The sequence below is a fragment of the Xenorhabdus sp. SGI 60 genome (assembly GCF_056632175.1).
The window spans coordinates 370,894-394,092 of record NZ_CP196860.1; the positions used below are offsets into that span (position 1 = coordinate 370,894).

General features: G+C 43.7%; 16 protein-coding genes, 1 rRNA gene and 1 pseudogene. 7 read left to right on the forward strand and 11 right to left on the reverse strand.

Translation table 11 applies throughout. The annotated features are described in order from the left end of the window. The first annotated feature begins 23 nt into the window (after nucleotides 1-23). Nucleotides 24-139: ribosomal RNA gene (gene rrf / locus ACSJJG_RS01725) — 5S ribosomal RNA — on the forward strand. Between the two features lie 58 nt (nucleotides 140-197). Here the strand turns inward: rrf and ACSJJG_RS01730 are convergent. Next, nucleotides 198-863 (reverse strand): GntR family transcriptional regulator, encoded by a 666-nt coding sequence (locus ACSJJG_RS01730; RefSeq protein WP_481088246.1) that lies wholly within the window; start codon nucleotides 861-863, stop codon nucleotides 198-200. A 324-nt stretch (nucleotides 864-1,187) separates the two neighbouring features. Here ACSJJG_RS01730 and ACSJJG_RS01735 point away from each other — a divergent pair, with 324 nt between their 5' ends. The 4 genes from ACSJJG_RS01735 to ACSJJG_RS01750 all read left to right on the forward strand — a co-directional run bounded on the left by ACSJJG_RS01735 (nucleotide 1,188) and on the right by ACSJJG_RS01750 (nucleotide 7,675). After that, entirely contained in the window at nucleotides 1,188-1,955 is a 768-nt protein-coding gene (locus ACSJJG_RS01735) for a LamB/YcsF family protein (RefSeq protein WP_481088247.1), read from the forward strand. Between the two features lie 43 nt (nucleotides 1,956-1,998). Then, entirely contained in the window at nucleotides 1,999-3,597 is a 1,599-nt protein-coding gene (locus ACSJJG_RS01740; RefSeq protein ID WP_481088248.1) for a 5-oxoprolinase subunit B/C family protein, read from the forward strand. Beyond that, the gene (locus ACSJJG_RS01745) at nucleotides 3,594-5,384 is read left to right on the forward strand and encodes an acetyl/propionyl/methylcrotonyl-CoA carboxylase subunit alpha (RefSeq protein WP_481088249.1); all 1,791 of its coding nucleotides are present in this window, start codon (nucleotides 3,594-3,596) and stop codon (nucleotides 5,382-5,384) included. The genes ACSJJG_RS01740 and ACSJJG_RS01745 overlap by 4 nt, the downstream gene beginning before the upstream one ends. Nucleotides 5,385-5,572: 188 nt before the next feature. Continuing rightward, the gene (locus ACSJJG_RS01750; protein ID WP_481088250.1) at nucleotides 5,573-7,675 is read left to right on the forward strand and encodes a TonB-dependent receptor domain-containing protein; all 2,103 of its coding nucleotides are present in this window, start codon (nucleotides 5,573-5,575) and stop codon (nucleotides 7,673-7,675) included. Between the two features lie 81 nt (nucleotides 7,676-7,756). Here the strand turns inward: ACSJJG_RS01750 and frdD are convergent, their stop codons facing one another. Genes frdD through frdA form a run of 4 tightly spaced genes read right to left on the reverse strand, consistent with a single transcriptional unit; the run spans nucleotide 7,757 to nucleotide 11,060 of the window. Then, complete coding sequence (gene frdD / locus ACSJJG_RS01755) at nucleotides 7,757-8,113, reverse strand: fumarate reductase subunit FrdD (RefSeq protein ID WP_481090349.1); 357 nt, start codon at nucleotides 8,111-8,113, stop codon at nucleotides 7,757-7,759. Nucleotides 8,114-8,126: 13 nt separating this feature from the next. After that, nucleotides 8,127-8,522, reverse strand: a complete 396-nt coding sequence (gene frdC / locus ACSJJG_RS01760) for a fumarate reductase subunit FrdC (protein ID WP_481088251.1) — start codon at nucleotides 8,520-8,522, stop codon at nucleotides 8,127-8,129. A gap of 14 nt (nucleotides 8,523-8,536) precedes the next feature. After that, nucleotides 8,537-9,271, reverse strand: a complete 735-nt coding sequence (locus ACSJJG_RS01765; RefSeq protein WP_481088252.1) for a succinate dehydrogenase/fumarate reductase iron-sulfur subunit — start codon at nucleotides 9,269-9,271, stop codon at nucleotides 8,537-8,539. Next, entirely contained in the window at nucleotides 9,264-11,060 is a 1,797-nt protein-coding gene (gene frdA / locus ACSJJG_RS01770; protein WP_481088253.1) for a fumarate reductase (quinol) flavoprotein subunit, read from the reverse strand. The genes ACSJJG_RS01765 and frdA overlap by 8 nt, the downstream gene beginning before the upstream one ends. A gap of 503 nt (nucleotides 11,061-11,563) precedes the next feature. Here frdA and epmA point away from each other — a divergent pair. Further along, entirely contained in the window at nucleotides 11,564-12,541 is a 978-nt protein-coding gene (gene epmA, locus ACSJJG_RS01775) for an elongation factor P--(R)-beta-lysine ligase (RefSeq protein WP_481088254.1), read from the forward strand. A gap of 82 nt (nucleotides 12,542-12,623) precedes the next feature. On the opposite strand, the gene glpQ is transcribed toward epmA, so the two are convergent. The 4 genes from glpQ to ACSJJG_RS01795 all read right to left on the reverse strand — a co-directional run bounded on the left by glpQ (nucleotide 12,624) and on the right by ACSJJG_RS01795 (nucleotide 19,373). After that, nucleotides 12,624-13,700, reverse strand: a complete 1,077-nt coding sequence (gene glpQ / locus ACSJJG_RS01780) for a glycerophosphodiester phosphodiesterase (protein WP_481088255.1) — start codon at nucleotides 13,698-13,700, stop codon at nucleotides 12,624-12,626. Between the two features lie 565 nt (nucleotides 13,701-14,265). Beyond that, nucleotides 14,266-15,618: a glycerol-3-phosphate transporter gene (gene glpT / locus ACSJJG_RS01785; protein WP_481088256.1), complete on the reverse strand. Its 1,353-nt coding sequence runs from the start codon at nucleotides 15,616-15,618 to the stop codon at nucleotides 14,266-14,268. 1,790 nt (nucleotides 15,619-17,408) lie between these two features. Next, nucleotides 17,409-18,509, reverse strand: coding sequence for a glycerol dehydrogenase (locus ACSJJG_RS01790; RefSeq protein WP_481088257.1), 1,101 nt, complete (start codon nucleotides 18,507-18,509; stop codon nucleotides 17,409-17,411). A gap of 195 nt (nucleotides 18,510-18,704) precedes the next feature. Continuing rightward, nucleotides 18,705-19,373 carry a 7-cyano-7-deazaguanine/7-aminomethyl-7-deazaguanine transporter gene (locus ACSJJG_RS01795; RefSeq protein WP_481088258.1) on the reverse strand — a complete coding sequence of 223 codons (669 nt, stop codon included), beginning with the start codon at nucleotides 19,371-19,373 and terminating at the stop codon, nucleotides 18,705-18,707. A gap of 170 nt (nucleotides 19,374-19,543) precedes the next feature. On the opposite strand from ACSJJG_RS01795, the gene tusA reads away from it, so the two are divergent. After that, a complete protein-coding gene (gene tusA, locus ACSJJG_RS01800) occupies nucleotides 19,544-19,798 on the forward strand; it encodes a sulfurtransferase TusA (protein WP_481088259.1) in 255 nt (84 codons plus the stop codon). Between the two features lie 243 nt (nucleotides 19,799-20,041). Here the strand turns inward: tusA and ACSJJG_RS01805 are convergent, their stop codons facing one another. Then, a complete protein-coding gene (locus ACSJJG_RS01805) occupies nucleotides 20,042-22,411 on the reverse strand; it encodes a zinc/cadmium/mercury/lead-transporting ATPase (protein WP_481088260.1) in 2,370 nt (789 codons plus the stop codon). Nucleotides 22,412-22,877: 466 nt separating this feature from the next. Next, nucleotides 22,878-23,158, reverse strand: a pseudogene (locus tag ACSJJG_RS01810) (DUF1145 family protein). Between the last annotated feature and the right edge of the window lie 41 nt (nucleotides 23,159-23,199).

Here is a 23,199-nt window from a genome sequence, read left to right on the forward strand (position 1 = left end):
TTCGGGATTGAATACAGTATTTGTCTGGCGGCAACAGCGCGGTGGTCCCACCTGATCCCATGCCGAACTCAGCAGTGAAACGCCGTAGCGCCGATGGTAGTGTGGGGTCTCCCCATGTGAGAGTAGGACACTGCCAGACATCCATTGAGTCAGAGAAGCCATCCGTCACCGGATGGCTTTTTTGCGTTTAATTTTTTTTATGATACTTGGTTATTTTTACGTGTATAAGCGGCTAATATCGCTCTTTCTGATAACTCCAGGTAATCTTTCATTGTATTAGCTGCTTGTTCATTTTTCCCTGAATTGAGTAATTCCAGAATATGCGCGTTTTTATCAATATAAGGTGCATACAAAAGCTCAGGATTATTCAAAATACCAAAAGCCAGACGCAGTTCTGCGGAAATATTGTGATAAAAAGCGATCAACCTATCACTATCAGTTAATTCTACGATCGCGGCATGAAAGTGCATATTTTCTGTTCCGGCACCAATCCAATCTTGTTGTTTGCGACATTGTTGGGCGGCTTCAACGGCTTGTTTCATTTTGGCAATACTGGGATGCATTGGATAAGCCTGAGCAAGTGCCTGACATTCAATTAACTGCCGAACTCGATAGATATCAATAATGGATGCAATATCGGGAGTCGCAACAAACACGCCACGATTAGGTTCATGTTTCAGCAGCCCTTCTTGCGTGAGAAGACGGAACACTTCACGTAATGTATTTCGTGAAATTTCAAGCTGTTCACTCAACGCAGCTTCTGATAGTCGTTGTCCAGGTAATAACTCCCCTGCAACCAGTTTATTTCTGATGGTTTCAGCGATTCTTTTGCTCAAAATTTGGGGAGAATGGGTTTTTTTCATAGTCATCCGTTAGATTTTATGGCTGATAACAAACACCTTCAAAACGTATACGAAAACAAATCTTCACATATTCCCCGATAACCAGCAAGTTACCACCATCGAACCAATATAGGGCAATATTATTGTACCTATTGCACCTAAATTGTGCATATTGACGATAAATTCAACGAAAAATGTTAATAAAGTGATCTCTATTGGATTTTGAAGATCGATAATACAAATTTGTTTGCTTATTTCCTCAGCAGATCTTATCTCTTGTTCAACAATATATTCATTTTACTCAAACAATCTTCTTCTGTAGTTCCACAGCTTAGGGAAATCATCATGATAAAAACGATCGATTTAAATAGTGATCTCGGTGAAAGTTTTGGTCAATGGCACATGGGAAACGATGAAGAAATATTGGATATCGTCAGTAGTGCTAACGTTGCCTGTGGTTTTCATGCGGGTGATCCGGTTGGGATTTTGCAAACATTGAAATCTGCGCAGAAAAATGATGTAGCGATAGGTGCCCATGTTTCTTACCCCGATTTGGTTGGCTTTGGGCGACGTAAAATGGATATAGCCAGTCATGAACTTACCGCTGATATTATTTACCAGATTGGTGCCTTACAAGGATTGGCTGCGGCGGCAGGTACTAAAGTGAGTTATGTCAAACCCCATGGCGCACTTTATAACACGATCGCAAATGATGAATATCAGGCAATTGCTGTGATTGAAGGAATTCTGGCGTTAGATCCCTACCTTGTGTTGGTTGGTCTGGCGGGATCAAACATTCTCAAGTTAGCTCAGAAAAGCGGGTTGAGAACCATAGCAGAAGCGTTTGCTGATCGTGCTTATACCTCACAAGGGGAATTAGTCTCCCGTCGTGAAACGGGGGCTGTTTTGCATGATGCCGATCTCGTTGCTCAACGCATGTTGCAATTGGTGACAGAAGGGGGCGTTGAATCAATTGATGGCAAATTTACCCCTATTCAGGCGGATTCAATTTGTGTGCATGGTGATACTCCTGGTGCGGTAGCGATGGCAAAACAGGTCAAGGCAGTTTTGCAGCAGGCGGGAATAACTATTCGGCCATTTATTCATTCATAAGTATGGATGGCATTGATATGGTTAATCATTTGGGGAGGTAGCCTTGCGTTTTTTACCGGTTAATAGCAATACCATCATGGTTGAATTGAGTGGATTGGCAGAAACACTGGCTTTGCTTGATTTACTGAATATGGCACCTATTTTGGGGGTTGAAGAAATTATTCCGGCAGCGAGAACGCTGATGGTTCGTTTTCGGCCGACAAAAATATCCCTCCAACAATTGGCGCTAGAAATCAGTAGACGAGATTTGCAAGAACGCAGTTATACAACGGGAAAAAGCATAGAAATTCCTGTGCATTACAACGGTGATGATCTCGCACTGGTTGCGGAAATATTGGGATGTACCGTTCAGGAGGTTATTCAGCAACATACCGAAAATGAATATACCGTCGCTTTCACTGGATTTGCCCCTGGGTTTGCCTATATGGTATCGAATACCTCGCAATGGAATATACCTCGTCGTAAAATCCCCAGAACGCGCATTCCGGCAGGTGCCGTTGCATTGGCGGGGGAATTCAGCAGTATTTATCCACAGGCTAGCCCCGGAGGATGGCAGCTTATAGGTATTACGACCGAACGTATGTGGGATCTCTCCCGCCCATCTCCGGCCTTATTGCAACCAGGTTATCGTGTTAACTTTCGAGATACTGGGCGTCACCCTGCAACAATCAGCTTACCTGAAACACCGGACAGTAACAGGGCACTTACTCCAGAGGCTTCCTGTCATCTGGAAATTTTGTCTGTGGGATTACCAACCTTATTTCAAGATCTGGGGAGGGTTGGTCAGGCAAAATCGGGGATCGCAGAATCGGGTGCAATGGATAAAAGTGCTTTGCGCAGCGCAAACCGTATTGTGGGTAATCCCTCTGATCATGCTTGTTTGGAAATCGTGCAGGGCGGATTTAAAGCACTTGCACATGGACAGATATTGATGGCGATTACAGGGGCACCCTGTCCAATAGAGATAAAAACATCATCAGGTAGAATATTCCATGTGAATACTTACCAACCAATTGATTCAAATGATGGTGATGAAATTTCCTTGGGTGTTCCTGTCGCTGGAATGCGTTCTTATTTATCGGTACGTGGCGGCTTTACTGTCCCAGCCATTTTATCCAGCCATTCATTTGATACTCTATCTAATATTGGGCCAGCTCCGTTGAAAGTGAATGATAAATTAGCTGTCGGTGAAACATCTCATTGCGCCGCGATATCTGTTTCTGAAACTCCGGCTTTTGACATGCCAAATAAAGATGAAATCGTAGTATTGGATATCCTATTTGGCCCTCGTACAGATTGGTTTACGCAAGAATCCATCGACTTATTGAGCAAGCAGATTTGGCAAGTAACGCCTCAATCTAATCGAATTGGGTTGAGATTAAATGGTGAGTGCTCACTATCGCGAATTAAGCGACAAGAATTGCCTAGCGAAGGAACCTGTGCAGGGGCGATACAAATTCCTGCCAGTGGGCAGCCGGTACTATTTTTGGCAGATCATCCATTGACCGGAGGATATCCGGTTATTGCCTCAGTAGCAGATTATCATCTCGATCTTGCAGGTCAGATCCCCGTCAATGCCAAAATTCGGTTCAACCCCATTAGCCAATTCCATGAAATTCAAGGGAGTAATGATTTGCCATGAACACCACAGTGAACAATGTAAATAGCAAGATTAATAAGAAAGTTAATAAGAAAGTGCTGATTGCCAACCGTGGTGAAATTGCTGTTCGGATCATTCGAGCTTGCCGCGATTATGGCGTACAGGCAGTCACTGTCTATGCGGATGCCGATATCAACGCACAACATGTTCAACTGGCTGATGAGGCTTATTCTTTGGGAGGAAATAGCCCTATAGAAACTTACCTCAATATTCCTCGTTTGCTGGAGGTAGCGAAGAGATCTGGAGCAACTATGGTGCATCCGGGTTACGGTTTTTTGTCTGAGCGAGCGGAATTTGCCCGGGCAGTGATTGAGGCTGGCTTAATTTGGATTGGCCCTCATCCTGAAACGATTGATGAGCTGGGAGACAAGGTTAAGGCGCGTAAGATAGCGCAGAAAGTGGGAGCACCGTTGGTTTTCGGGACATCCGAACCAGTCAAAAATGTACAGGAAGTTGTTGCTTTTGCGGAGCAGCATGGCTTGCCGATTGCCATCAAAGCGGCTTTTGGTGGTGGTGGACGAGGTTTGAAAGTTGCCTGGCGTATGGATGAAGTGGCAGAACTTTACCACTCAGCGGTACGTGAAGCGACAACGGCATTTGGCCGTGGCGAATGTTTTATAGAGCAATTTTTGGATAAACCCCGCCATATCGAAGCACAGATTATTGCGGATAAACAGGGTAATGTTGTGGTACTTGGTACCCGTGACTGCTCTTTGCAACGTCGTAACCAAAAGTTAGTGGAAGAAGCGCCCGCGCCATTTTTAACTCAGGAACAAAGAGAACGTATTCATCAGTCAGCAAAAGCCATTTGTGCAGAAGCCAATTATGTAGGGGCTGGCACAGTAGAATTTTTACTCAGTGCAGAGGGAATGCTTTCTTTCTTGGAAGTAAATACTCGCTTACAAGTAGAGCATCCTGTGACAGAAGAGACAACAGGCATTGATCTGGTTATCGAGCAGTTGCGGATAGCGGAAGGTTATCCATTAAGCATGCAGGAAACGCCGATCCCAAGAGGGCATTCGTTTGAATTTCGTATTAATGCGGAAGATGCGGAGAAAGGTTTCCTACCAACATCAGGCACAATCACCGAATTTATCCCGCCTGCTGGCCCTGGTATTCGTTTGGACTCTGGTGTGATTAATGGCTCTACAATTCCGGCAACCTTTGATTCACTGATGGCAAAATTAATTGTCATAGGGGCGACCCGAGAACAGGCTATTGTTCGGGCACGTCGGGCATTGAAAGAATTTAAGATCCGTGGCGTAGCCTCCGTTTTGCCTTTCCATCAAGCGGTAATGGAGCATCCTGATTTTATTTCTGGTGATAAATTCAATGTCCACACCCGCTGGATTGAAACAGATTTTGTGAATGAACTTGAGGCTTCATTACGTCAGTTTCCGCTTGAAGATAAAAATATTACCCGCACTTTTATTGAGATTGATGGCCGCAGGCATGAATTGGGATTGCCATCGGATTTATTGGCAGGATTGGCGCATTTAGCTCCTGTTAGTGGACAGCAATTTTCGCCATCTGTCATAAAAGAAAAACTGCCGGAAGATCCCCGTCAGGTAAAAGCCCCTATTTCCGGTATCCTGCATTCTTGGATGGTTAAAGAAGGTGAGCAAGTCAATGAAGGCGATGTGATTGCGGTTATGGAAGCCATGAAAATGGAAGTGCAAATCAATGCTCATCGTTCAGGAAAAATTACATTCTGTGCCCAAGCAGGGGATTATCAGGACGCAGAGCGTGTTCTGGCTAACATAGAGTAGTCATTAACATAAAGTAGTAATTAATATAGGGTAGTAATTAATAGAGATTAATGTCACTTAAAATAGCAGGAACTGGTGGTTGTTCTCTTTTCATCCAGCCTGCCCCCTACTTGTCTGTAAAGTTATTTACATTTCTCTTAGAAATGTAAATAATAATCCTTCTCAATAGTATTTGTGCTTGAAAATAAATGTCTAAAATTACCAAAATTTACGCCAGCCTGGCGAAAAGTGGCCTGTGTGTTCCTTTAATGTCTGCATCTATGCTGACAGTCGCTATCTCTACCACCGCATTTGCAAATGTTGAAAATACGACCAAAAAATCGACTAATACTAGCGATACATTGGTTGTTATTGCGGATAACAATGCTCAGGAAACACCAGAAGATAGAAAAGTCAGTCGTAATGAAATCAGAGTCAAACAGGCACAAAGTGTCGGTGAGATATTAAAGAATGTACCGGGCGTACAAGCCGGTCATCCCAGTGCTTTGGGGCAACGCTTCAAAATCCGTGGCATGGATGATCAATTTATCAACGTGACGATTGATGGCGCAAGGCAAGAAGGATATCACTTCCACCATGCCGGAAATTACGGCATCGATCCTGAGATGTTAAAGCAAGTTGATATCAAGGTCGGTAGTAACAGTATTACTTACGATACTGGTGCCATTGGTGGTGCATTAAAATTTGAAACCGTTGATGCCGGTGATCTGTTAGCGCCGGGGCAATTATTTGGTGCTAAAGGAAAATTAAACTATTCAAGCAATGGTTCTGAATTCCAACAATCGTTAGCGACATACGGTCGATTGGGTGCTGCTGATTTATTAGGTTACTTTACCCACCGCAATATGCATGACTCCAAATCTGGCAGAGATAATAACGGGCGAGACCCAATCCCGACAGATGGAAGGTTATTCAATTATTTATTAAAAGCGAAATTTAATCTGACAGATGAACAGTATATTAATGTATCAAAAGAACATTATAAAAATGATGCTGCAACCAATCATAGATTAAATTTTGGTAATGATATCGGCCCTAAAATAAATAACGGGAAGAAAGCGAAATACGCTATTGACCGCGATACTCATAATATTACTTATGGGTATGCGCCAGTCGATAATGACCTGATTGATTTAAAACTATCCGCTTATCATACGGAACAAACTTCTACCCATATGAAGCCTGTAAGCGGGGATGGGCAAGGATTCAATAGTATTGTTGAAACCCAAGGTATTAAGGTTCGTAATACCTCTAGTTTTGATACCCAGAAGTTATCCCACGCTTTAACCTATGGATATGAATATTTTGACACCAGAATGAGATTCACGGATGTCGATGAAAATGTCTATAAAAAAGAAATCGAAAAAGCAAATTCATCTTCTATTTACTTAGAGGATGATATCCAGCTTGCAGATTTTCATGTTATACCGGGTATCAGATGGGATCACTATAACTATCATACGATTAATAAACAGGATGAATCGTTTGAGAGAACCTATGCTCACGTCTCAAAAGCACTTGGCTTAAAATACGAGCTTGGCGCGGCCACAACATTATTTGCCAACTACACTGAACTCTTTAGAGGTCCATTGGGCAAAGAGTTGATGGGAATTTCCAACCATAGCAATAACCTGCAAGCTACAACCGGTTATAATCTGGAAACGGGTTTGGCGGGTTCTTATGCTGGTGTTTTTGCTGACGATGACTCGCTAGCTATATCAGGTAAAATATTCCAGACGAATTTTAAAAACCTGTCTACAACGTTAGCCAAGAGTGAGTTACATAATATCCAGAAAGCCAGATTGGAAGGATTTGAATTAGCGACTGGCTATAAACTGGGTAATTTGTCCTTAAAAACAACTTACGCTAAGGTCGATAACAAGATTATCCAAGGTAATGAACTTATTAACAAAGCCTTTACCAATGGATTAGAGTTCACGCCATCAATCGGTGACTCTATTACTGTAGGTGGTAGTTACCTGTTTGACAAAACTGACATTGAACTCGGCTGGAATACCCGCTTTGTTCTGTCAAAAAATTCAAAAGGTAAGACCCGGAACGATAAGAAAGAAGACATTATTGTCGATGTACATAAATCTGGATATGGCGTAAGTAATATGTATGTCTCTTGGGCGCCAAAAACCGGGGCATTTAAAAATACCGAACTCCAGTTTGGTATCGATAATGTCTTCGATAAGCGCCACAACGAACACTCTTACTATTTGAATACTACACGAGGACAAGAAGAAAAAGGCCGCACCTATAAAGCGACAATTTCTTATAAGTTCTAACCAACATAATTTAAAGGTTGCAAAAATACCTCTGGTAATAAGTCTGCGGTTTATCCGCAGACTTTTTTCCATTTACCGTGATTACAGCGTAAATACCCCAATCAGGGCGATAACACTCAAAATCGCGGCTGCACCATAAAACACCCACTTACTGGCGGGAACAGGGATTTGCAGATCGTGCATACCATGATGCAGACGGTGCAAACCACACCATAAAGGTAAGCTAATCATCAGCAGTAAAAAGATGCGGCCAATAAAACTCTGGCAAAATGTCAGGATGCGTTCATAAGAAAGCGCTTCTGGCGCCAATCCCAGTGGCAGCAAGATACCCAGCAGCAGAATAATTGCTGGGCCAACAATGGCACTCCACATCCCACCGGCACCAAACAGACCCCAGAAAATCGGTTCATCGGAACGCTTAGGTACTTGATTCATCAGATCCTCCTTGGGGTCAGAAAAACAGAGCTACGCCGAGGATCACGATGGTAGCAATAATCGTGATTGCCCATAGCAACTTGATAATTGGCTCTGGTCGCATTTTCTCATTCTTAACGATGATATTGAGTGCCTTAGGCGCCAGTTCAAACCACGTTTTCGTATGCAGCAAGGCTGCCATCAGAGTGATGATATTAATCAACAGTACGATAGGATGTTGCAAGAAAGAGACAAATCCCGCCCAGCTTTCAGGGCCACCTTTCAGGGCAAACAGGCCATAAAGTACCAGGACACTGAACCAAACGGTGGGGATGGCTGTCCCTTCACGTAACATATAGAAACGATAAAAGCCCAGTTTATGCCACCAATTAGCCTCCATACCGCGCACATAAGGCTTACGTTTTGTCGTCATTACTCTTTCCTCCCTTATTGTGGTTTCAGCATAGAGATCAGGAAATCTTTGGCACTTTCTGCTTTGCTTTGCTGAATGGCACCTGCCGGATCGACATGTTTCGGACACACTTCAGAACAGTAGCCAACAAAAGTACAAGACCAGACTCCATTGTCACTGTTGATATGTGGCATACGCTCTTTCTTACCGTGATCGCGGCTATCAAGGTTATAGCGGTGTGCCAATGTGACCGCCGCAGGCCCAATAAATTCAGGGTTCAAGCCAAACTGAGGACAGGCGGAATAGCACAAGCCACAATTGATACAGCCGGAAAACTGATGATATTTCGCCATCTGGGCTGGTGTCTGCACATTCGGGCCATCAGCGGGTTTACGGTCATTGCCAATGATATAAGGCTTGATAGCTTCCAGGCTCTCAATAAAGTGCGTCATGTCCACCACCAAATCCCGTTCAATCGGGAAATTACCCAGAGCTTCGACTTTCATCCCTTGTGCATAATCACGCAGGAAAATTTTGCAGGCCAATTTTGGCACACGGTTTACCATCATGCCGCAGGAACCACAAATTGCCATGCGGCAAGACCAGCGGTAGGAAAGGTCAGGTGCCAGATTATCCTTGATGTAACCCAATGCATCCAGCAGCGAAGTTTGCTCATCGTACGGCACTTCATAAGTCACGAAATGGGGTTCACTGTCAATTTCCGGGTTATAGCGCATGACTTCCATTTTCAGGTTTTTCATCTCAGCCATTCGCTTGCTCCTTCTGTTTTTTCTCTTGTGCCGCCGCTTCACCCCCGTAGACGCGTTTCGCCGGTTGAGATTTGGTGATTTTCACATCACTGTATTCCAGACGTGGGGCACCTTCTGGGTTATAGAACGCCAGTGTATGTTTCAGGAAGTTCTCATCATCACGTTCGGTACAACCTTCATCAAGACGCTGATGGGCGCCACGGGATTCTTTGCGATTCATGGCGGAATGTGCCATACATTCAGCAACATCCAAACCAAAACCTAATTCGATGGTGTAGAGCAGATCGGTATTGAATACACTGGAACGGTCGCTGATTTCGATGTGTTTGAAACGCTCTTTGAGTGCGGCAATTTTGTCGATGGTTTTTTGCATTAACTCTGGTGTACGGTAAATTCCGCAGCCTTCTTCCATTGACATCCCCAGCTCATCGCGGATTTTCGCCCAGCTTTCCCCGCCTTTCTGGTTTATCAGCTGATTGAGCTTATCTTCAACATCACGGGATTGGGTATCCAGTGCGTTATTATTGGCAGGTTTGACTTCCTGAATATGTTTGACCGCTTCTTCACCCGCCAGACGGCCAAAGACAACCAATTCTGCCAAAGAATTAGAACCGAGACGGTTTGCACCATGTAAACCGACAGAAGAACATTCTCCGATAGCGAACAATCCCCTGATGCGAGTTTCACATTGCTGATTAGTTTCGATCCCGCCCATAGTGTAATGCGCAGTGGGTCGAACAGGGATTGGTTCTTCGACCGGATCAACGCCGACATAGGCTTTTGCCAGCTCACAGATAAACGGCAGACGTTCGAGCAGCTTTTTCTCACCTAAATGACGCAAATCCAGATGTACGACATCACCACGCGGCGTCGCGATGGTACGACCTGCCCGCCATTCATGCCAGAACGCTTGGGACACTTTGTCACGCGGGCCTAATTCCATATATTTGTTTTCAGGATGTCCAAGAGGCGTTTCTGGCCCCAAGCCATAATCCTGTAGATAACGATAACCATCCTTGTTCACCAGAATCCCGCCTTCACCACGGCAGCCTTCGGTCATCAAAATACCGGAACCGGGCAGGCCGGTTGGGTGATATTGCACAAACTCCATATCGCGCAATGGAATACCGTGACGGAGCGCCATTCCCATACCATCACCCGTGACAATGCCGCCATTGGTGTTATAACGGTAGACACGTCCGGCACCGCCAGTCGCCATAATGACTGCATTTGCGCGGAGCTGAACTTTTGTTCCTTCCATCATATTCAGTGCAATCAATCCGCGTGCTTGCCCTTCATCCACCAAAATATCGAGGACAAAATGCTCATCAAAGCGCTGGATTTGTGGGTATTTGAGTGACGTCTGGAACAGTGTATGGAGCATATGGAAACCGGTCTTATCGGCGGCGAACCATGTGCGTTCAATTTTCATGCCCCCGAAACGACGCACATTCACAGAGCCATCATCCTTGCGGCTCCACGGGCAGCCCCATTGTTCCAGTTGAATCATTTCTGTTGGACAATGTTTGACGAAATACTCAACCACATCTTGTTCACACAGCCAATCCCCACCGGATACCGTGTCATGGAAGTGAAAATCATAGGAATCGTGCGCCTGAGTGACTGCTGCCGATCCGCCTTCTGCGGCCACCGTATGGCTACGCATAGGATAAACTTTTGAGAGCAAGGCGATTTTGAGTTGAGGATTGGCTTCAGCAGCAGCAATGGCGGCTCGTAGCCCTGCTCCACCGGCTCCGATAATCGCAAGGTCGACATTGAAGGTTTTCACCGCTCTTCTCCATTGTTCAAGTGGGAGTCAATCTATTACTTTTCATATGGTTTAATTATAGCGAACAACGTAGAGGGTAAATTTGATATGGATGCGGGTTTTGTGGGATTTTACCTGTAAAACGTGATCTAACGCATGTTTTTGTTTATTCAAATATTGCATGTTAATAACTTCACAAATGTGGTTTATATAAAAGTAAATGATGAAATTAATTAATTTGGATAACAAGAAGTTGTCATTGTAAATTTATATCATTACCGTTTTTTATTGAGGATAGAATATTTTAATTAATTTAATTTAGATATTAGTAGAGAAAAAAATAATTTTAATTAATTTTTTTGTATTCATAAATAAATGGATAACGAATATAGTTAACAAGGTCGAAAATTAAAAAATTAAGTGTATAAAGAGTAAAGGCATAAAGAAATTGAGGGCAATGAATTGTCTGGTTGGCTCGATGAAGGTAAACTGCGCGTTTTGTTTTATTTTGGAGTCATAGAAATATGAACGAAAACGCGAATTGGCAGCCAAGTGCCCCTATCGCCAATTTATTGAAAAGGGCAGAGATTTTAGCAGAAATACGGCGCTTTTTCGCAGATCGTGGGGTGTTGGAAGTTGAAACGCCTGCCATGAGTCAGGCGACTGTCACCGACGTTCATCTGGTCCCTTTCCAGACACAGTTCGTTGGGCCGGGAGCGGCAGATGGCTTGACTCTGTACCTGATGACCAGCCCTGAATACCACATGAAGCGTCTGTTGGCAGCCGGCAGTGGTTCCATTTATCAGATGGGGAAAAGTTTCCGTAATGAGGAAGCGGGTCGTCATCATAATCCAGAGTTCACCATGTTGGAATGGTATCGTCCACATTACGACATGTATCGTTTGATGAATGAAGTGGATGACCTATTGCAACAGATCCTGGATTGTGAAAGTGCTGAATCGTTGTCTTACCAACAGGCTTTCATGCGATATCTGGATATTGATCCCCTTACCGCAAGCAAAGAAAAATTGCGTGAAGTAGCGGCAAAACTTGATCTCAGTAATATCGCTGATCAGGAAGAAGACAGGGATACTTTATTACAGCTACTTTTTGTCATGGGAATAGAGACTCAGATCGGCATTGAGAAACCGACGTTTATCTATCACTTCCCGGCATCTCAGGCAGCATTGGCAGAAATCAGCAAGGAAGATCACCGTGTTGCGGAGCGTTTTGAAGTCTATTTCAAAGGCATGGAGTTGGCGAATGGTTTTCGTGAGTTGACCGATAGCAATGAGCAACGTCTTCGTTTCGAACAGGATAACCGTAAGCGTGAAACGATGGGATTACCGGTTCAGCCGATTGATGAATACCTGCTTGCTGCCCTTGCCCACGGAATGCCTGAATGTGCAGGTGTAGCATTAGGGGTTGATCGTTTGATTATGCTGGCATTGGGTGCTGAACGGATTAGTGAGGTTATCGCTTTTCCTGTTAGGATCTCGTGATAACGATGTTATATAGTTAATGCAATGAGTCACGATGGGGGCAGTCTTGGACTGCCCCGTTTTTCTACGCTATTTGCACTGATTATTTATGCTCGTGGTGTTTTCTCAGGAACTTCACTGCCAAATCAGGGAAATCTGTGAATGCCCCATCGACATTGGCCTTGTCGAAAACGATATCAAACAATTGGTTGCCGCTGGTGGCATATTTTGGCAATTGATCAATACGGATAGTATAGGGGTGTACCGCCAGATGGCTAGCGTGAGCCTCTGTTACCATGCCAGTTAATTTAATGTGGTTTGGCGTAGAGTCACTGGCGATAAGCATATGGTAATCAGGGCCAATTCCATCAGCATATTTTGCTACTTCTTTCATCGCGCCAGGTTTAAACATCCAGTCATAGCTATAATTCTGCCATGTACCATCTGATTTCTGTTCGTAAGTTTCGTTCCAGTCGGTGTAAGCGATAAGCTGAATCAGTTTCAGATCCATCCCCAGTTTCGGCTCTAGTTCATTTTTGATGCGTTTGAGTTCATTGGCATCAAAACATTGCAGATAAACTTTATCGCTTTTTTTGGTGTAGCCATATTGTTTCAGAACTTCCAGCACCTTGCTGGTGATATCTTTGCCTTCCTGGCGATGGAACCACGGTGCCTTGATTTCAGGATAAATGCCAATGTTTTTGCCCGTGGATTTATTCAGGCCTTGAATAAATTCCAGCTCTTCCTGGAAGGTATGAATGTGGAAATCTGATTTCCCCATTGGGAAACGTCCGGGATAGCTTTGGACTTTTTTGCCATCTTTGATATCAAAACCTTCCGTAAATTTCAGTGAATTAATTTCTGGCAGGGTAAAGTCGATGGCATAATAGCGACCGTCAGCACGGGCGCGGTTTGGAAAACGTTCTGCGACATCCGTGACGCGATCAAGATAGTGATCGTGCAGTACAATGAGCTGGTCATCTTTGGTCATGACCAGATCTTGCTCAAGATAATCCGCGCCTTGTGCATAGGCCATTGCTTTGGCGGGTAATGTGTGTTCAGGCAAATAACCACTCGCGCCACGATGGGCGATAACAATCTTATCTGCTGCATGTGCAATGCCTGACATGGATGATGCTAACAAAATACCGGCCATAATTGCCTTAACAGGGGTCTGCATTGAGGTTCTCCATTTATTCTAATAAAAGTCTTAAACAAAAGATGATGTTACTTACCGTTTTACTGATTTTTCGTCAGCAGCCAGAAAAATAGGTGGTTATTCAAGTCGATTTTTATATAAGATGATGACATAACACAATCCTGAATATTAATGTTATCAGCAGTATGTCACAGTTTTATGACATAAATTTTTTTCTCCGCGTTCTGTTTATATCTGGTTTTATTCTGTCTGTCATAAAATGAACAAAGCCATAAGATAAAATAGATTTTTTTTATATTGAAATAAGCATCAAACAATCACTGTAAATTATATAAGCGGACAATGATAAGGTAAGAATTATTTAATATTACTTTATGTGGGTGTAAATATTCAGCCTTTATTATCATCAATTAAAGGTGGTTTCAAAATCAAAAAGTTGCTAATAAAATGTGGATATGAGAAATATATCTATAAGGTAAAAGCAAGCTGTCTATTTAACAGAGCAGACTTAATCATCCAGAAATCGCAGTACAAAAAAGTGTACTGCGATGGATAAGGTTATTAATTGGCGTCTTTCAGTTGTGTTTTATTGACCTTGACGCGCAATTTCCTGCTTATGTTTGTGTTCACTTAACATCACAAGCAACAGCAGAATAACTGAGAGGATACAACCGCCGATCATGACCATAAAGCCGCCGTCCCAGCCGAAATAGTCAACGGTATAGCCGACGATGATACTGGCCGCCACTGAACCGCCCAAGTAGCCAAACAAACCGGTAAAACCTGCGGCTGTCCCTGCTGCTTTTTTCGGTGCCAATTCCAGGGCATGCAGGCCGATCAGCATCACAGGACCGTAAATCAGGAAGCCGATAACCAGCATACAGATCATATCGATATCAGGGTTACCTTCTGGGTTCAGCCAGAATACGATAGTAGCGATGGTGACCAGTGTCATAAAGAATACGCCAGTGGCACCACGATTGCCTTTAAATACCTTATCCGACATCCAACCACACAGCAGCGTACCCGGAATCCCCGCGTACTCATACAGGAAGTAAGCCCAGGAAGATTTATCCATGGTGAAGTCTTTCACTTCCTTCAGGTAAGTGGGTGACCAGTCAAGAATACCGTAGCGCAGTAAATAGACGAATACGTTGGCAATGGCGATCATCCACAGCAATTGATTCGGCAAAACGTACCGCATGAAAATTTCTTTGGCAGTCAGTTCCTTTTCATTGTTTTCGGTGTAATCGGCTGGATAGTCGTTTTTATACTCTTCGATTGGCGGTAAGCCACAGGATTGTGGTGTATCGCGCATTAAAGCGAAAACGATGAATGCCACGATGATAGCGGCAAAAGCTGGCATATAAAATGCCGCCTTCCAGTCATTGAACCAGGCCATCCCCAGCATAAACAGTAAGGGTGGAATGCCTCCGCCAACGTTATGCGCACAGTTCCAGACAGAAACAATTCCACCACGCTCTTTCTGTGACCACCAGTGAACCATAGTACGTCCACAAGGAGGCCACCCCATACCCTGGAACCAGCCACAGAGGAACAGCAGAGAAAACATGATAGCAATGCTGGACGTTGCCCATGGTACAAAGCCCATAAATAACATCACTGCCGCCGCCAGTATCAAACCCGCGGGCAAGAAAACACGTGGATTCGAGCGGTCGGAAACGGAACCCATGATGAATTTTGAGAAGCCGTATGCAATTGATATGCCTGACAATGCAAAGCCAAGATCCCCCTTAGAAAAGCCTTGCTCGATCAAGGCAGGTATGGCGAGTGCAAAGTTTTTCCTTACCAGATAGTAAGCTGCGTATCCAAAGAAGATCCCTATAAAAATTTGCCAGCGCAAGCGACGATAGAGTGGATCTATTTCCTGCGCGGGCAACCGAGCTTTATGAGGCGTCGGCTTGAAAATACTTAACATATTTTTTGTCTCCACGTGACTTTTGTATGAGCGAATCACCACCATCAAGCAGTGATGGCGTTAAACGAAAAATTTTAGCTATTTATTTTCTATATCGAAGCTAATATTAGCTGAAAACAACCTTATATGACTGTGAGGTATCGCTAACATATAGATATAATTTCGCAAAGTCGATAATTTTGAGTGAGTTAGCGCTTTTTTTGAAGACAATTTATTTATATTAGTGTGATGATAATCACAATAAACGGCCTTTTGAGCTATTTTTTATTTTCGCATGTTTAAAGTTTGTATATATTCTCGACCCAATAAAAGCTCATTATTATTAGGGGATTTGTCTGAAGTAGTCACCATAGAAAAGTCAGATAAATATAATCCACACAAACATTTCTATTATAAATTTATTTAATAAATGACTGTTGGCGTTTTTCTGTCAGCTTTTTTTAACAAGCGGTACAGTTTTTCTGATGGCATTATTTGAATAATGTTCTCATTTGCCCATGTGATTTATTTTTATTTACATGCTTTGCGTTTTTTGTAACGCGGTTATAAATAAAATTCTTGAAATTAAAATTCAAAATAATAGATATTACTACAAATAGTTATTCATGCTGCTGATAGCCGTTTTTATGCAGGGTTGGATGACTGTTTTATGATATAAATTACAATAATATCAATTTGTTAATTGAAATTGGTTGTAGATTGTATAGGCGTAATACACTCTGCCTTCCAAATAATAATTAGTTTTATATAAGTTGATTGTTTAATTAACAAAAGATTACAAATTAATACTAATTAATATATTTATTAAATTCGCAATAAATTTTTGCAATTTATTTTTCTGATCCAGTTAGCGTCAACATAAGGTATTTGAAAATACTGAATGTAGACAAAAATTGGAAGATAACGACTACCAGCATTGATGCCTCTATTCATCATGAAAAGTGATGAAACTAATGGGGCTCAGAATGAGAGCATCATTATGAGTACTTATACACACAAGGCAATATTACACACAGCATTTACTTCTGGTACTTCTGGCTCTACAGGATGGCCAAAATCAGTGAAAATTCAGTACATGATAACCTGTTGCCTGAACCTATGCGGTCTTGGCAAACTCTATCCATCAGCCCGTGTGATTTTGCCAGTATGCTAGCGATTGACTGTACATTCCTTCCTGATTGATATTATTGCTGGAAGATGGCACGACCTCTCATTGATACCATAGTGAAAGATTAATTCGTCAGTACGGTGATACGATCAGGAATGATGTTAGAAGTGATGATGCATTGAGAAAACAACATGGTGTACAGGTGATAAGCCATTATCCGGGGCGCGAGCATGTGATTTTTCCATAAATTCAGGCATTTTGTATTGGATGCTTACCGGCAGCGCTTTCAATTTTTCCTAATCTGGTTGTATCGCAGGACTGGTTAATCGGAAGAGACCTCAATCGTCATTAATGGTAAAAAGCAGTATTCAATCTGGCCTGTTAAGTATGAGATCCCGTTGTGATGGATGGCAAGCGGCAGAACCGGAACGAAAGAAGAATGCTTGAGTCATACCGCTAAAATTTGACCGGAGCCAACAAAATAGATATCACTGGTTGACATCGTTTAATCAAATTATGGGCATGTTCCTGCGGGTCATGCCCATTTTATTTTTGCTCAGTTTGCTGGTACGAACGCGGATCAAGGGGTAAGTTTCAGTTGATGAGTCAATTAAGTATGCTATTCGCCTCATTTTGTGAGGCGAATAGGGTTGTTATTTGCCTCATTCCATTTCGCAATCACTTAATACAACCAATCTTTACCTATCTGGTCTGCAGCCAAAATTGCAGCGTAAACCTGTTCTGGTGTCACCACAAATGGCATATTGTGAATGGTTTCACCCTCGGCACAACTTGCAATAGCGACTTGCATGATTTTTTGATGCAGTTTCTCATGATCACGTAAGCCCAATTGCTCCAGTGTGACTGGTAGCCCAACCTGTACACAGAAATCGAGTACAGTTTCCAACTCTTCACTTGGGCTATTTTCTAAGATCAATTGTGTCAGAGTACCAAACGCAACTTTTTCACCGTGATAAAGGTGATGACACTCTTCCAGCACGGTAAAACCATTGTGGATGGCATGAGCTGCTGCTAATCCTGCACTTTCAAAACCAATGCCACTCAAGTAGGTATTGGCTTCGACAATATTTTCAACGGCTGGTGTACTGACACCGGCTTCTACCGCCAGTTTTGCTTTATAACCTTCCGCCAGCAAGGTTTCATAACACAGTTTTGCCAATGCCAAACCTGTGGAGGATGTTGCACCGCCAGCCATAGTTGGTTTGTGGGCTGTACTGCTGGCTCGTGCCTCAAAATAGGTGGCGAGTGCATCTCCCATACCTGCGACAAGCAGGCGAACCGGTGCTTTAGCAATGATACTGGTATCCATTAGCACAATATTTGGATTATGTGGATAGAACAGGTAGCTGTCGAATTCACCGAGTTCAGTATAAAGAACAGAAAGGGCACTGGTCGGTGCATCTGTTGAAGCAAGGGTAGGAGAAATAATGACGGGTATTTTGGATTCGTATGCAACAGCCTTGGCAGTATCAATCGTCTTTCCTCCCCCGATCCCGACAACCGCCTGACATTGTTGCTTCAACAAAATGGCAGACAAACGATAGATCTCATTACGGCTGCACTCACCATTGAAAAGTTCGAAATGGCTGGTCACTTCGTGTTCTTCTAGACTCTGGCTGACGGTATCCCCAATAAGGTTCATCACGAAATTATCAGCAATCACGAAGACGTGGTCAGCAAGCATTTTGGTGTATCGACCAATGTGAGATAACGCACCTGGCCCTTGGATATATTTGGATGGAGACTGGATCACTTTCAGCATAAGAAATATTCCTTCTTTACTGGAAACTAGGCATAGAGTGTCACAATACTGGCATAGGGCAAGTTACGAATTGCCCATCTACACTATACGGCAAAATATACCGAGAAGTTATGAGTAAAAGCAGGAAATGAGTGATGTGAGAGGAAACACTGGCGGAACGATTGTCCCCCCTGATTGATTCAGGGAGGATGTTTTTTAGTTGGCTTTAGCCAGGGTTTTATCTTCTGTTTGGGCGAAAAAGTATTTCAGGATTAAGTTTAACAGAATGCCATAAGCTGGCAGGAAGAAAAGCATGCAGATAAACAGCTTGAAAGCATAATCTACTAACGCAATTTCTACCCAATGGGTTGCCATAAATGCATCCGTGCTGCGGTAAAACGCGATGAAGAAAAAGGCCAGTGTATCGAGCATATTACCGAAAAACATAGCGGCAGCCGGCGCTATCCACCAGTGGCTTTTCTGGCGAAGACGATTGAAGACCCCAACATCCAATATCTGACCGAGCACATAGGCCATAAAGCTGGCAGCAGCAATACGGGCGACAAATACATTAAAGGTTCCCAATGTCCCAAATCCCTGCCAGGTTCCCTGAAAAAACAGAGCTGAAATCAGATAAGAGATCAGCAACGCTGGCAGCATAACGGAAATAATGATCCGGCGAGCTAATAGCGCACCATAAATGCGCACAGTCAGGTCAGTCGCCAAAAAGATAAAGGGAAATGTAAATGCTCCCCAAGTGGTATGAAAACCAAAAATGGAGATGGGTAATTGCACCAGATAGTTACTGGAAGTAATGATCAAAATGTGAAAAAGCGACAGCCAGATCAATGCCGTGGCCCGTTGTTGCGCAGTCAATTGGAACATATTGTACCTTTTTGGTGGATGGGGTGAGGGAACCCAACAAATCAGTCTACCTGAAGATCAGGCAGTGGGATCATACGTGTGTTGCGCAATAAAAGTAAAGTACAGCAGTTGACGATATTTTGTAATATAATTCACAGCCACACAGATTGCTTGAACCTACAGAGATTGTTATGTCCGATGTTTTTGCCAACCCTGACAAGACGCTTAATACGTTGGGATTACGTTGTCCAGAACCAGTAATGATGGTGCGTAAGACTGTCCGTTATATGACTGCGGGTCAGACGTTATTGATCATTGCGGATGATCCGGCAACAACCCGCGATATTCCGGGGTTCTGTCGCTTTATGGATCATGCGCTGATCGCCCAAGAGACAGCGCAAACTCCGTATCGATATCTGCTCAGAAAAAGCGAAAATTCTGTTTAATTAAGAAAAGGCTATATCATTAGCTGGCAGAAAAAAGGAGCCGTGCTAGGCTTTAAATATAGCGTTTGGTCAATTATCACCTCGCTGGACGCCATAGTTTCTTTTTCCTTAATAACAATTTTATGTAGTTAGTTATGATTTTGAAAAGGTGCAGGGTGTATGAGTATGCACCTTTTCGATTTGTTATCTTCCTTTGTTATTTCTTCATCCGCTTGCTGGTGGCAATTTAAGTTGATATGCCATTTACTGCGTTTTTGATTTATTCCTAAGCAGCCGGACTGCGTTTGCTGTTACTAAAGCCGTCGCTCCCGAATCGGCCAGAACTGCCATCCATAGTCCGGTAATACCCAACAGGCTCGTGATAAGAAAGATCGCCTTTAAACCTAACGCAATGGTGATATTTTGGCGGATGTTATAACGAGTTGAGCGAGACAAAGCGATAATTTCAGGTAAACCCGTCAGGCGGTTATGTGTCAGAGCGGCATCGGCTGTTTCTAAGGCAACATCTGTGCCGCTGCCCATCGCAACACCGATACTGGCGGCTTTCATGGCTGGGGCATCGTTGATACCATCACCGACCATCATGGTATGATGTTTTTGGTTCAACTCAGTGACCGCGTTCACTTTATCTCCAGGCAATAACCCTGCGCGGTAATCAATACCCAGCCGATTTGCAATGGCGGCGGCGGCACGGGGATTATCACCTGTCAGCATCACTGCTTCGACACCTTGTTTTTTCAGGATACGGATAGCGTCTATGGCATCTTGACGTAAGGTATCCTGCATCGCTATCAGCCCCATAAGTTGCCCATTCTGCGTGACAGCAACCGCTGTTTTTCCATCGTTTTCCAGTTCTGTGACTCTTTGTTGCCAGTTTTCGGACAAGGTATTTTCCGGCAATCTGTCAGGGGCGGTGACGAGAATTCTCTGCCCCGCCAATAGTCCTTCAACCCCGATCCCGGCCAGGGCTTTGCGCTGTTCAGCCTCAACAACTGTCACACCTCTATTGTCGGCGGCATTCAGGATAGCTTTTGCTAAAGGATGATGTGAGCCACTCTCTACGGCACCTGCTAGTGCCAGCAAGGTTTCTGCACTGATATTTTCCACGGGTTCAATGTCAGTAACTTGGGGTTTTCCTTCGGTCAACGTTCCGGTTTTATCCAGCGCAATTGTACTCACTGACCCAAGTTGTTCTAAGGCTGCTCCCCCTTTGATTAGGGAGCCACGACGGGTTGCTGCGGCCAGTGCGGAAGTAATAGCGGCAGGCGTCGAGATGACCAAGGCGCAAGGACAACCAATTAACAGTAGGGTCAGGCCACGGTAGAGCCAGGTTTCCCATGAGCCGGCAAAAAACAGAGGAGGGATCAAGACTACCAGTGCTGAGAACAAGATAATCAGCGGAGTGTAGACACGGCTGAATCGGTCGATAAAGCGCTCAATCGGCGCACGACGCTCTTCCGCTTCTTCAATCAGTTGCAGGATGCGGTCAATGGCGTTGTGACCCGGTTCAGAGATCACCTTCATCTGCACGGCACTATCAACAGAAAGGCAACCCGCGGCGACTTTTTCTCCTTGCTGCCGTTCAACCGGAATCGATTCACCGGTCAGGGCACTTTCATCGAAACTGGCAAAGGGACTGAGCAGTTCGGCATCGGTAGGTAAGCGCGCTCCGGGGGCGATTTCAATGATATCCTCCGGGCGCAGATCTGCCGCTGGCACTGTTTTCTTTTTTCCATCCTTAATCAGCAAAGCTTGATCAGGCACCAATGCCATCAAAGCACTGACGCCACGACGTGCGCGTCCGGCGGCATAGGATTCCAGTATTTCCCCCAACTTGAACAGGAGAATAACCATTGCCGCTTCTGCGGTGGCATCAATGAATAAGGCGCCAATAGCAGCAACACTCATTAACGTTTCAATGGCGAAAGGCGTACCAGAACGGATCAGTTTGATGGCTTTGGTCGCTACCGGATATAACCCAATGAGCGTAGTGATGATGAAAGCGATCTGCCCTGCGGGGGCATTGGCTTTTGATATCCCCCAACTGATGAACATCAGGGTGGTTAGGATCAAGATTGGGGAGAAGGTTTTCCAATGATTGACTTCGGGAGGCAGTTTAGATGCTGAACTAGCCTCTTTGATAGTAAAGCCGGCCTGTTTTACTGCTTGTTCAACGGCAGCACGAATATCAATATCAGCATCGACCACCAGTTTCTCTGTTGTAAACAGGACCTTGACCTGCTTGGCTTCTGGCAGTTTTTTGACAGCATTTTCGATCTTTCCGGCACAGCTTGGGCAATCCATACCTTGGATAGTCCAATTAAAACGCTGTCTCGCGGTTAATTCGGTGAGAACGTTTTCCGGTATGGCATGGGCATGATCGAGTGAACAGAGGGCGCCGCTCTGTTTATGTTCATGAGCGCGCGCGGTGCCAGTAGAGCAACAAGAATGGTGATGGTTTGGAGCGTGAGAATTATGCGAATGTTCGTGGCTGTGATCGTGAGATTGGTGTGAATGCCCACTTACATTATTGGCGATATTCTGGTGTTCATTTTTTTGGCAAGATAGGGAATTGTGCTGTGATTGCTTATGTTTTTTGGTGGTGGATAACATAGGCGACCTCTCAATATAGAGTTAATACTAATGATTAAAGTTAACTCTACACTTTGGAGTAAACTCCAGAGTCAAATCCAATAAGAAGAATTCTTTTGATGATTTGTGCTATCTAAAATGGATTTCCATCATCAATGTCCTTCCTCTTGGTGTCAGTTGTTTCTCAATCTCTTACTGAATAAAGGCAAATTATCACAGGAATAGAGAACGAATAATCAAAAAATGCCCGATAAAACCACCGGCAGCAACAATCGCTTTTGACAGTTTAAAAGGGAAGCGGTACTGAGCAATGATACTGATACTGTGTGCAAGAAGTAGCAGGATAATATTGATTCGCTATTAATGAAAGAATAACGTTTTTTTATCAAAAAAAAGCATCAATGAGTAATTACGCGAATTACTCATTGATGATATTTGCTTTGTTTCCAATCGGAAGAAAACAGGATGAGCCACTGGATATGGGAAGTTATTTTTTCTCCTGTTGTTTCTCTTTTAGTTGTTTTTTCTGCCAGGACAATAATTCAAAGACGCCGAAAAAGAAATCTTGGTCTGGAGAAAACCAGACAGCTTTTGATCTTTAGGCTGGGAGTTTTTCAGCAGCAGTAACTGAAAAGAATGCATGATTACCGTAAATACCATTGCAATATTCATAAAATATTTTAATGGACTAGGGAATGGGTGAAACAAATTGAAGATCATGATCCCCCAAACTAAGATCATGATCCCTTTTCCTAATTGAATAAACATCATCGACTCCAAAATCGAGTTTAAGCCGTGCCTCAGATACC